The organism is Pseudoalteromonas sp. AS71 (assembly GCF_038900275.1).
Lineage (GTDB): Bacteria > Pseudomonadota > Gammaproteobacteria > Enterobacterales > Alteromonadaceae > Pseudoalteromonas.
Window position 1 is genome coordinate 22,815 of sequence record NZ_JBBMQZ010000023.1, and the last position, 11,811, is coordinate 34,625.

An 11,811-nucleotide genomic window follows, 5' to 3' on the forward strand; every position below is an offset into this window, starting at 1 on the left:
AACCGCGGCGCGAGGTTTGTAACCTAGTGGGCTAAGTAAAAACCGAGCAAAGCTTCCGCGTCCTGCTCACGCCCCTTACCTACATCCATGTAGGCAACAAAGAGTAAATCGCCCCTAGAACGAACCCGAGGGCAGTGCATGTTTGGCATTTATGCTGCGTTATCGCCTATTTGTGTGGAGTAACCACACTACATAGACTCTGCCTTGCCTAAAAACCAAACATACTACTGCAAATTAAACCTCGAAAGATAAACAGGCCCTTAGCCTATGTGATCTAAATTACTACTGCTTATGCAATTAAGCGTAAACAGGTAATTTTGCACAAATTGCTTTAACTTTTTCTTTAACTTGCGCCTGTACAGATTCATCAGTGATGTTATCTAGTACGTCACAAATCCAGCCAGCAAGCTCTTTTGATTCTGCTTCTTTAAAACCACGGCGAGTAATTGCAGGAGAACCAATACGCAAACCAGATGTTACAAACGGTGAACGTGGATCGTTTGGCACTGAGTTTTTATTAACTGTGATGTTAGCGTTACCAAGGGCTGCGTCTGCATCTTTACCAGTAATATCTTTGTCGATTAAATCGAGTAAGAATAAGTGGTTTTCAGTTTTGTCAGATACGATTTTGTAGCCACGTTCTTGCATAACTGCGACCATTGCTTTTGCGTTTTTAACAACTTGTGTTTGGTATACTTTAAACTCTGGTTGAAGTGCTTCTTTAAATGCCACTGCTTTTGCTGCAATAACATGACATAAAGGACCGCCTTGGCCACCAGGGAAAACAGCGCTGTTAAGCTTTTTGTAGATTGCTTCGTCGCCGCATGCAGAAATAATCAAACCACCACGAGGGCCTGCAAGTGTTTTATGCGTAGTTGTAGTTACAACGTGTGCATGAGGAACTGGGCTTGGGTAAACGCCTGCCGCAATTAAACCCGCAACGTGAGCCATATCAACAAACAGATAAGCACCGATTTTGTCAGCAATTTCACGGAACTTAGCCCAATCAACAATACCTGAGTACGCTGAGAAACCACCAATGATCATTTTTGGTTTGTGCTCAAGTGCTAGTGCTTCAACTTGTGCATAATCAATTTCGCCCGTAGCTTCATCTAGTCCGTATTGGATTGCGTTGTAAAGCTTACCAGAAAAACTTACGTGAGAACCGTGAGTTAAGTGACCACCATGAGCTAAGCTCATACCTAGTACAGTATCGCCAGCATCTAATAATGCTAGAAAAACAGCTGCATTTGCTTGCGAACCAGCATGTGGCTGTACGTTAGCGTAGTCAGAACCAAATAATTCGTTAGCACGGTCAATTGCTAATTGCTCAACAACATCTACATGCTCACAACCGCCATAATAACGTTTGCCAGGGTAACCTTCTGCGTATTTGTTTGTAAGCTGTGAACCCTGCGCTTCTAGTACGCGTGGGCTACAGTAGTTTTCTGAAGCGATTAGTTCGATATGCTCTTCTTGGCGAGCAGTTTCTTTGGTTATCGCGTCAAATAACTCTGGATCAAAATCCGAAATATTCATGCTACGTTCTAACATTGGGGTCTCCTAGGGCAACGTGTATGGTGTTTTTTAGAGGCTTTATTGTACGCTTTAAACGACTCTTTGCCTACGCTCTTAAGTTGAGGATATTTAAACAGGGATTGAAACTATTTCACAGCCCTTTTAAGATGATATTTTTTTATAAAGCCATAATAATTTTAAATGAATTATATTTACTACATTTAATTAGTAAATATAACTAAATGTATTCATCCGTTTAAAGTTATAAAAAAAGCGGCTCAAGCCGCTTTTTCTTGTAATTTAACTTAGCCTAGTTTATCAAGTATTTCGGTACGTAACGCGTCGTAATCGGCGTTCATATCGCTTGCTAGGCATGGTTTTGCTAGTGCGTCGCTAAGTGGTTTTGGCATACCTAATTCAATATTTAGAATACCCTCTACGCTTTCTTTAAACTTAGCAGGATGAGCGGTCGCTAAAAAGATACCCGCGGCACTAGGTGCACGATTTTCAACAAGACCTTGGTAAGCAATAGCAGTATGAGGCTCTGCAACATAGCCAGTTTGTTGAATTTTTTTCATCACGGCTTGCGTGTCTTGCTCGTTTACGCTTGTTGAATAAAAATTATCGTAGCTAAACCAGTTATTATCTAACATTGTTTGTACACGCGGCCAATTGTTTGGCTTACTTACATCCATCGCATTTGAAAGCGACTCAAGTGTTGCATTTGGCGTCCAGTTTTTATCAAGCATAAAGCGCGGCACAGTATCGTTTTGGTTTGTTGTTGCGCTTAATTTACCTACAGGTAAACCAATAACCGCACCAATCATTGCGGCGCACACATTACCAAAGTTACCACTAGGCACTGATATATGCGCTGTTGCGCGTTTTTCTTTCGGTAACTGTGCAATGGCTTCAAAGTAGTAACAAACCTGAGCAACTAAGCGGCTAATATTAATTGAGTTAGCTGAGTTAAGCCCAAGTGTTGATTTAACTTCTTCATCTAAAAAGGCATTTTTAACTAGCTCTTGGCAATCATCAAAGCTGCCCTCAACTGCATAACAATGAATATTGTTACCTAGCGTAGTAAATAGCTTTTGCTGAGCAAGTGAAATTTTGCCTTTAGGATATAAAATTACTACGTCGATATTTGGTTTATTGTAAAAAGCATGCGCTACAGCTGCACCGGTATCGCCCGATGTTGCTGTTAAAATAGTTACTTTTTCATCTTTATTAAACTGCGTTAAACACTCTGCCATAAAGCGACCACCAAAGTCTTTAAACGCAAGTGTAGGACCATGAAACAGCTCTAAACAGTATGTGTTCTCTTGTACTTCCACCAGCTTAACGGGAAAGTTAAATGCATTTTTAACCATTTGTGCCACAGTATCGCTTGGTAGCTCATCTCCAATTAGGTGAGATAATATTTTGCCGCTGCGCGTAACAAAGTCCATATCAAGCAATGCATCAACATCGGACAGTGGGGCTAGTGATTCTGGAAAAAATACACCTTGGTTACGACCCAAACCTGTTTTTACGGCTTCAACGAACGACACTTTTTGTGAGCTATCTTTTAAATTATGTAATTGCATGACTACCTATCCTATAAAACTGTTAATTGACGCGTGCCGTCGTTATCTAATTTACAAATGTGGCAAAAGCCTTGCTCGTTAATGTAATTGGTTTCTAACCACTGCGCGCATTGCTGTGCAGCTTCAAGTGTTTTACATACGCTAAACAAGGTGGGTCCTGCGCCCGAAATACTGACTATTTCAGCGCCCAGCGCTGGCAGGCTTGCTTTGGCTTCACTAAAACCTTTAATAAGCGGTGCCCGGTAAGGTTCTGCTATTTCATCTTTCATTATGCTTAGCGCATCGTCAAAACGATTAGTTAACAATAAGCTACTAAACGCCGATAAACGCTGAGCAAACTCAACACTTGCATGCATGCTCAACTCTTTTGGTAAAACAGAGCGCGCTTTTGCGGTATTAAGCGAAAAACCAGGAAACGCAGCAACGTAGTACCAGTTTTCATCAACAGGCAGTGCAATTGATTTATCAGGAATTAAATCACCAGTTAACTGCAAACCACCTAAATAACATGGCGTGATGTTGTCGTAATGACGACCGCCGCTTACTACAGCTTCAAAGTCAGCCATCAGTTCAATAAGCTCAACCTGACTTAAATTTGTTTTTGCAAACTTATCAAGGGCAGCAAAAGTAGCCACAACCGAACACGCACTAGAGCCAAGTCCAGATCCAATTGGTAAGTTCTTTTTAAGCTCGAGCTTTACGCTTGGCATATTAGGCGCAACATGCGCTCTAAAATGCACTAAGCACTGGTACGCTAAATTTTCATTAGCATCACTTGGTAACTTGTGAGCGTACTCGCCTGTGCAAATAAATTCGTCGTTTGGTGCTGCGCTTACAACGGCTACATCGCCTAATAAACTGCCATCAATTGGCGCAAGCGCTGCGCCAAGTGCATCAAAACCTACAGCAAAATTACCAATAGACGCCGGAGCATATACTTCAATCATAACGATCTCCTAGCGCGATAACGTTTTTAAAATATCAGCAAATACACCTGCGGCTGTTACTTCTGAGCCAGCGCCATAACCACGAATTACAAACGGACGTGGCTGGTAATATTGGCTTAAAATAGCCAGCGCGTTTTCACCATCACGAATGACACTAAGTGCATGTTTGGAATCTACAGCTTCAATACCTACTTTACAGTGGCCTTCTTTAATTGTGCCTACATAGCGAAGTACTTTGCCTTCACTAGCAGCACTTTGAATAAGCTTGTTAAAATCAGTATCTAAGCTTGGTAGTTTTGCCATAAACTCATCAACGCTATCGCCCTGTGCAAAACCTGGTGGTAATACAGACTCAACTTCAATATCGCTTAACTCTAACTTCATACCGGCTTCGCGAGCAATGATCAATAACTTACGTGCTACATCGGTACCCGATAAATCATCACGAGGATCGGGCTCAGTAAAACCGCTTTCTTTGGCTTTAATAGTTGCCTCAGAAAGTGATAAACCATCTTGAAGTGCGCCAAACATATACGAAAGTGAGCCTGATAAAATACCACTAAACTCTAATAACTCATCACCCGCACCAAATAATGACTGTAAGTTGTCGATTACTGGTAAGCCTGCACCTACGTTTGTTTCGTATAAAAATTTACGATTATTCTTTTGCGTTGCTGCAATTAAATCTTGGTAATACGTGTATGAGCTTGTTGTTGCTTTTTTATTGGCAGCAACCACATGAAAACCTGCATTTAAAAAGTCTACATACTGCGCAGCAAGTGCATCCGACGACGTACAATCTACAAGTACAGGATTTACTAAATGATTTTGCTTAACAAACTGCTCTACTAGTTTTAAATCAAATGCTTGCTCAGATAAGGCCAATTTTTGCTGCCAATCGCCAAAAGCAATACCTTCACTATCTAGGTGTAATTGACGAGAGTTAGCAACACCATACAAGTTAAGTTTAATATTACGTTTTTCAAGCCACGCTTGCTGACGCTCAAGCTGATTAATAAGCTCTTGCCCTACTAAGCCACAACCTAGTAAAAACACATCAATTGACGGCACATGAGTGAAAAAGTTTTCATGGCATATTTTTACGGCGTCGTTACATAACTCACCATCAATTACCGCAGAGATAGCGCTTTCAGTAGAATCCTGTGCAATTGCCACAATATTTACTTGAGCTTGTGCAAGAGATGCAAAAAACTTAGCCGCTAAGCCACGGTGCGCGCGCATGTTATCGCCCACTAAAGTAACAATGGCTAGATTGCGCTGCACTTGTACAGGCTCAATAAGCCCTGCTTGTAACTCAAGCTCAAATGCAGTTTGTAGCGCGTCAAGTGCAAGTGCTAGGTCTGTTTCGTGCACACAAAAGCTAATGCTAAACTCGCATGATGACTGAGTGATTAATACAATTGATACGTTATCGTGAGCAAGCGCGTTAAATACCTTAGACGCCATACCTACTTTGCCCTTCATGCCTGGCCCTGAAACGGTCAACATTGCAAGTTCTTGTAAGCTCGAAAGTGCTTTTACTGGCTCATCTGATGAATAATCGTTACCAATTAATGAGCCTTGTGCATCTGGGTTATGCGTATTTTTTATTTCGCATGGCACGCCTGCTTTAGCACATGGTAAAATTGTTTTTGGGTGAAGTACTTTTGCACCAAAGTAAGAAAGCTCCATCGCTTCTTTATAAGATAAAAAATCTACTTTAGTCGCTTTTTTAATATAACGGGGATCAGCGCTATATACGCCATCAACGTCAGTCCAAATTTGGCAAATTTCAGCCTCTAAACATGCTGCTGCAATTGCTGCTGAGTAGTCTGAGCCATTACGACCAAGCGTTGTAAGCTCACCTTTATCATTACTAGCTGTAAAACCAGGCATGATATAAATAATTGCAGGGCTTTCTTTAAGCACATCTTGAAAGCGCGCTTTACTTGTTACTAAATCAGCCTCGGCGTCGATATAACCACCCGTTGAAGCTATACAGCTGGTTGCTTCTAAGTATCTTGCATCGTGCGAGTTCAATAAAGCCTGCATTAAAGAAACACTAACGCGCTCTCCAAAGCTAATCACAAATGCGCGAACCTGATCAGGGCAACACTGTATAAGTGACACGCCATCTAGTTTATTTTTAAGCTCGCCTAAGTTTGGCCAACTTGTAACTACTACACCACTTTTTTCAACGTCAGCTTTTAAACCTTCACAGCGGCTAACCAATGCTTGCCATTGCTGCGAAAAGTCTGAGCCTTGCTCTGCGGCACTTGCAAGTGCAACTAGCGAATCGGTCATTCCACCGGGAGCAGAAAGTACCAATAACATTTCATCTTTTAATTGTGCTTTAACTAGCTGAGCTACCTGTTGTAAGCATGCATAGTCGGCAAGCGAAGACCCACCAAATTTTAAAACTCGCATTGTTTATGTTCCTCATCCCATAAAACGAAAAAAGGCCTGTGTTCTAAGTGAACACAGGCCTTTAAATTTGTTGCACCGACCTATGCCACTATCCAGTAAGAATGATGGTTGTAATAATTATGGTCAGTACGCGATTAATTGTTTTCATATGTTAAGACTGCCTTAACAAAGGCTATGCTGTCAACCCTAAATCAAAAGATAAAACATCCTTTTTTAACATGAAAAAACCTAATGAATGCCAAATTTATGCAATATTTCGTTTAAGTTAGATTTATTGATAGGTTTATCGATAAAGTCTATTGCGCCAAGTTGAGCGACTCGTTGCTTCATTTTCTCTTGTATATCGGCGGAAATAACTAAAACAAAACACTCTATTTTTTCTGTTTTTATAGACTCGAGTACTTGTATACCATCAACTTCGGGCATCGTGAGGTCTAAGCATAGCAAATCAAAGCTTTGTGCCCGTAAAAGCTCTAGAGCATGCGCTCCATTTGTAGCTTGTTGTATTTGAGCGTCTATACATTCGTTTAAACACCGTACGACTTGTTTACGGGCGACTGCAGAATCGTCACAGACTAATATCGAAAATTTCATCATGTTTACTACTACACAACCATCAAATTTATTAAAAGGTTACTAAAATACCTTCCTTCGCATTTTAGACACTTTAACACGCCTCCAAGCACTCAGCGCATTAATAATTTAATACAATGATAAATATAGAATAAATCCGTTTAAGATATAATTAACCAAGGCAAATACCAATAAAACCTTAAATACTTAATAGATAACAAACTTACTAACTCATAGCTTGTTTTAATTGCTTTGATGCTACACGCCTGCTTTTTGGGCTTATCTTGTTAAATTTTAACTTTTTTATTTATTTTTAGAGGTTTATTGACTAACTTTTAAATTACTATCGTAACGTTACAAAAATAATAAAGGATGAACAAGTCACTCATGTTACAAAAAAGTCTTTCTAAGAAGCTGCTGACTAGCGTTTTATCCGTCTATTTTTTGCTTACCTTTGTAGTGACTTGCGGACAAGTGCTTGCTGAATACGTTAATACTAAAGACTATATCCGTGATGAATTGAGTACATTACAAAAAACCTTTAGTCGCAGCTTAACACGCGCTATTTGGGAACTTAATACCAAGCAAACAATTACAACTGCTGAAGGTCTACTCGCCATACCCATGATTGAAGGGATTATAGTTCGAGATGACAGCGGTGAAATTATTTCACAGCTAGGACGTTCGCTCGATATACATAAACTATATAACCAACAATTAGTACAAGAAGAAGTAATTTTAGAAGATAGTAAATCGGGTTTATTTGGTTATACCTTTCCACTTATTTTCGAATTTTCAGGCCGTGCAACCCAAGTTGGCGACGTTACCTTATTCTCAAGTCGAGAAGTTGTTTTTAGCCGCATTATGGTATCAATCTACTTTTTGATTGGTAACGCAATGATTAAAACCACTTTTTTGATCATTTTATTTTTAATGGCATTTAGAAAACTTCTTACAGACCCTTTAGCTGAGCTCACTGAGCAGCTAGAAAATTTAGAACTGGATGAGCTAGAAGGTCAACACATAGAAATAGAAACAGAGGAGCATAACGAACTAAAAGTGATGGAGCAGTCGTTTAACAAACTAATTGATAAAGTAGTTCAGTATAGAAAAGAGCTGGAGCACACCCAAAAAGAACTCATTATAAGTAACGAAAAGCTCGATCAGCACAACATACAACTTGAACAAGATGTAGCCCGTAAAACATCAAATTTAAGCCAAGCAATGATGGATTTACAGCAGCAAAAGTACGAACTCGAAAAACAAAAAATTGTACTCACAGAAGAAGTTGATTTACGCCGAAGTACAGAACAAGAACTAATTACAAAGCAAACTGAATCTCAACGTTATATAGAAGAGTTGAGCCTTGCACAGGAACGTTTATTAGGCACAGAAAAAATGGCCGCGCTAGGTGGACTTGTCGCAGGTATTACACACGATATAAACACCCCTATTGGTATAGGTGTAACGGCAATATCATTTTTACAAGAACGCTTAAATAAACTCGAAAACGCTTATACCGAAAAAACGCTTTCGCCAAAAGCACTAGAAGAATTCATTAACGAAGCGAAGCAAAGCGCTAGCTTACTAACAACTAATTTAGATAGAGCCTCTGAACTTATTGCTAGCTTTAAACAAATAGCGGTCGATCAGGCCAGTGAGGCAGTGAGAACAATTAACTTCAAAGATTACACTAACGAAGTCATACGCTCACTGCACCCAAAATTAAAAAAGACATCTCATACTATAAAATTAGAATGCCCAGATGATTTAGTTTTAAATTTACCCGCAGGGGCTATAAGCCAAATTTTTACCAACCTAATTATGAACTCACTTATTCATGGCTTTGAAGGTAAAAGTAACGGTGTAATGGATATTAAAATCAGCGCAGATGACACCAATTTAACTATTGATTACAAAGATGATGGGAATGGTGTTACCAACGAGCAATTGAAAAAATTATTCGACCCATTTTTTACTACCAAGCGCGATGAAGGCGGTAGCGGATTAGGTACCCATATAATGCTTAATTTAGTTAAACAAACCCTAAGTGGATCGATTGATGCAACGAGTGAACCAGGCAGAGGTCTGCGTTACTATATTCAATTTCCGAAGAACATGGCTAAGCCACTGCCTATTTTTGATAAATATGAATAAATAAAAGTACATGCGTTAAATTTGTTCATATTCAACAGTAACAAATCAGTCATTTCGAGATACTGTTTTTATTGCTATGATTGTACAAATTTTTAAATGGATCAATTCCCCTATGTGGTTTAGTAACCTTATTTGTTACCGCTTTAAGCAAGACGTTTCATACACTCAAGAAGATTTTGATAAAGCATTAGAGCAAGATTTATTTCGCCCATGTACTGGTCAAGAGCTTGCAACATTTGGTTGGACAAAAGCATTTGGAAAACACGGCGAAACGCTAGCTCATTTTTCTCAAAAAAGTATTTTAGTTTGCGCTAAACGTGAAGAAAAAGTACTCCCTGCTTCTGTTATCAACGAACTAGTCGCTGAGAAAGTTGATCTGATAGAAGCTGAAGAAAACCGCCCAGTTAAAAAGAAAGAAAAAGACGAATTAAAAGAAAACATTCTTCATACTCTTCTACCTCAAGCATTTAAAAAGTCGAGCTTACAATTTGCCTTTATTGACCAAGAAAACGGTTGGGTTGTTGTAAATAGTGGCAGCTTTAATAAAGCAGAAGAGCTACTAGCACTACTTCGTAAATCGCTAGGAACACTTCCGGTTGTACCTGCGTTTGCTAACTACGATTTAGATGTGTTTTTAACTGATTGGTTAACTAACTTTAGTACACCAGAAGGCTTTGCTATTGGCTCAGACGCTGAGCTTGAAGAAGCAGACGACAGCGGCGCACAAGTAAAGCTTAAAGGTCATGACCTATCGTGTGATGAAGTTAAATCGCATTTAGAAAGTGGTAAACGCGTAACTAAACTTGCACTTGATTGGCAAGAGCGTCTTAAGTTTATGCTGCAAAACGATGGCTCTATCAAACGTTTAAGCTACTCTGAAACTCTAAAAGAAGAAAACGCTGATATTCCTAAAGAAGATATGGCTTTAAAACTTGATGCTGACTTTATTTTAGCTTCTGAAGAGATAAAGCAATTACTTGAAGAACTAACTGCTGGCTTAGGTGACGTTGAAGATTTAGAAAAAGCGTAAATACCTAAATACCATAGTACCAACCTGCGTAAATATTTAGCAATTTAACGTTGAGTAAATTACGCTAGAACTAGGCAAAAATTTTTGTATCTAGTTGTTCTAAATAAAAATTTTTAACGACGTTATAGTGCAATTTAATTCGTTAAATTGATCAAAGATTTATGCAGGTTGGTATTAGCTAACGTTCGACGTATTAAAACCTATGGTAATCACCTTTCAAATAGGAGGTTACAGAATGGCTCAAAGGATCATCAAGGTAAGTTATATAAAGTGGTGTGAAGTTATCTATATACGCTTCAAGCTGGACTGCACAAAAACTAAAGTTTTTGATTTTAATTAAAACCATTAACTTACTTTGTGCAGATAACTTATTTTAGCTTTTAGCGTCTTCAGCTTTAGGTTGGCGATATATTTTTATAATGTGGTATAAATTTACAAGCGACAATAAGCCATTGGTAAAAATAACAGGCACTGCGCCAATGGCAACACCGTATGCAGTAAATACAATACAACCAAACATGTTGTACCAACGTAGTTTTACTACATCTGTCATTGTTAACGATGCAACCAATAAAGCTGATGCAATATAACCTAAATATTCCCAACTCAATTGTTCTCTCCTAGCCTTTAGGTTAGCATTACATGTACTGCTAGCTTATGGCACTTATAAGTATTGCAAAGTTACAACAAAATAAAAAAGCTAACCTGCTTAAAAAACCTGAAAAAGTTTGCCGGAAAATACCAGCAAATTCTTAAATCATTACACGGGAAATGAAGGTAAAATAATACTCTTAGCAAAGCTAATTATATTAATAGCAAGTTAGCGTAAATTCTTAGTGTCTTAATGCTATCGTCATTAAGATGTAATAAATAGGACAAATGTCCGAAGAGCACATTGATGTTTCAATACCATTTTTCTAGTTACCTGGTTGATCAGCTTTTAACCTTTGCCGGTAGTAGCTATCAACAATCAAAAAAAGAAGTCCTGATCCATCAAGATCAGCCTTTAAGCAAGCTTGTACTTGTACGTAGTGGCACTGTGTCGTTTAGTTACGATGTAGGTAATGGACGACGCCTGCTGTTAGGTCAATTGGATTGTAACAATACCCTTATTGGTGAAATAGAAGCGCTAAATAATAATCCATGTATTTATACAGTTACGTGCTTTAGCGATGTAACCTATAACCTTATTGAATTAAGACATTGGCGTGCTCTGCTACTTGAAAAACCAGAACTGAGCTTATACACCGCACAAACCATTGCGGCTAAGTTTCAGGAAAACCAAAAAATCAATCTAGATAAGTTATTACTACCACTTAGCTATAACATAGCTAAAGATTGCTTGCTAAGAGCCGAGAATAACAACCCTACGCTACTTAGGGCCTACCCTACCGTGAATGCTGAAGCAGAACGCTTTGCTACCACTGAGCGAGCTTACAGACGCGTTGTTACTGAACTCGTAGAAAAAGGCTTGGTACTTAGAAGTAACGATGGCTTGCAAGCAGTCGATATACCAAAGCTAAGTGAATACGTAGATAGCTTTGCTCAGCTTTAAGCTAAATTCCACTCA

The 11,811-nt window shown here is 39.0% G+C and carries 9 protein-coding genes; 3 read left to right on the forward strand and 6 right to left on the reverse strand.

The window, feature by feature from the left end; all coding sequences use genetic code 11:
* Window positions 1–297 precede the first annotated feature (297 nt).
* The 5 genes from glyA to WNY98_RS16575 all read right to left on the reverse strand — a co-directional run bounded on the left by glyA (window position 298) and on the right by WNY98_RS16575 (window position 7,078).
* Entirely contained in the window at window positions 298–1,554 is a 1,257-nt protein-coding gene (gene glyA / locus WNY98_RS16555; protein WP_024599866.1) for a serine hydroxymethyltransferase, read from the reverse strand.
* 269 nt (window positions 1,555–1,823) lie between these two features.
* The gene (gene thrC / locus WNY98_RS16560; RefSeq protein ID WP_342878430.1) at window positions 1,824–3,107 is read right to left on the reverse strand and encodes a threonine synthase; all 1,284 of its coding nucleotides are present in this window, start codon (window positions 3,105–3,107) and stop codon (window positions 1,824–1,826) included.
* A gap of 11 nt (window positions 3,108–3,118) precedes the next feature.
* Window positions 3,119–4,054 carry a homoserine kinase gene (thrB, locus tag WNY98_RS16565; RefSeq protein ID WP_342878431.1) on the reverse strand — a complete coding sequence of 312 codons (936 nt, stop codon included), beginning with the start codon at window positions 4,052–4,054 and terminating at the stop codon, window positions 3,119–3,121.
* 9 nt (window positions 4,055–4,063) lie between these two features.
* Window positions 4,064–6,481 (reverse strand): bifunctional aspartate kinase/homoserine dehydrogenase I, encoded by a 2,418-nt coding sequence (gene thrA / locus WNY98_RS16570; protein WP_342878432.1) that lies wholly within the window; start codon window positions 6,479–6,481, stop codon window positions 4,064–4,066.
* 228 nt (window positions 6,482–6,709) lie between these two features.
* A complete protein-coding gene (locus WNY98_RS16575; protein WP_342878433.1) occupies window positions 6,710–7,078 on the reverse strand; it encodes a response regulator in 369 nt (122 codons plus the stop codon).
* A gap of 363 nt (window positions 7,079–7,441) precedes the next feature.
* Here WNY98_RS16575 and WNY98_RS16580 point away from each other — a divergent pair, with 363 nt between their 5' ends.
* A complete protein-coding gene (locus WNY98_RS16580; RefSeq protein WP_024599871.1) occupies window positions 7,442–9,211 on the forward strand; it encodes an ATP-binding protein in 1,770 nt (589 codons plus the stop codon).
* A 112-nt stretch (window positions 9,212–9,323) separates the two neighbouring features.
* The gene (gene rdgC, locus WNY98_RS16585; RefSeq protein WP_024599872.1) at window positions 9,324–10,241 is read left to right on the forward strand and encodes a recombination-associated protein RdgC; all 918 of its coding nucleotides are present in this window, start codon (window positions 9,324–9,326) and stop codon (window positions 10,239–10,241) included.
* Between the two features lie 373 nt (window positions 10,242–10,614).
* Here rdgC and WNY98_RS16590 read toward each other — a convergent pair whose 3' ends face one another.
* Entirely contained in the window at window positions 10,615–10,851 is a 237-nt protein-coding gene (locus tag WNY98_RS16590) for a uroporphyrinogen decarboxylase (protein ID WP_342878434.1), read from the reverse strand.
* Between the two features lie 288 nt (window positions 10,852–11,139).
* On the opposite strand from WNY98_RS16590, the gene WNY98_RS16595 reads away from it, so the two are divergent.
* Entirely contained in the window at window positions 11,140–11,796 is a 657-nt protein-coding gene (locus tag WNY98_RS16595) for a Crp/Fnr family transcriptional regulator (RefSeq protein WP_002962665.1), read from the forward strand.
* The last annotated feature ends 15 nt before the right edge of the window (window positions 11,797–11,811 follow it).

Coding starts and splice junctions, on each gene's coding strand:
- glyA (WP_024599866.1), bottom strand. CDS start 1,554: ATGTTAGAACGTAGCATGAATATTTCGGATTTTGATCCAGAGTTATTT.
- thrC (WP_342878430.1), bottom strand. CDS start 3,107: ATGCAATTACATAATTTAAAAGATAGCTCACAAAAAGTGTCGTTCGTT.
- thrB (WP_342878431.1), bottom strand. CDS start 4,054: ATGATTGAAGTATATGCTCCGGCGTCTATTGGTAATTTTGCTGTAGGT.
- thrA (WP_342878432.1), bottom strand. CDS start 6,481: ATGCGAGTTTTAAAATTTGGTGGGTCTTCGCTTGCCGACTATGCATGC.
- WNY98_RS16575 (WP_342878433.1), bottom strand. CDS start 7,078: ATGATGAAATTTTCGATATTAGTCTGTGACGATTCTGCAGTCGCCCGT.
- WNY98_RS16580 (WP_024599871.1), top strand. CDS start 7,442: ATGTTACAAAAAAGTCTTTCTAAGAAGCTGCTGACTAGCGTTTTATCC.
- rdgC (WP_024599872.1), top strand. CDS start 9,324: ATGTGGTTTAGTAACCTTATTTGTTACCGCTTTAAGCAAGACGTTTCA.
- WNY98_RS16595 (WP_002962665.1), top strand. CDS start 11,140: ATGTTTCAATACCATTTTTCTAGTTACCTGGTTGATCAGCTTTTAACC.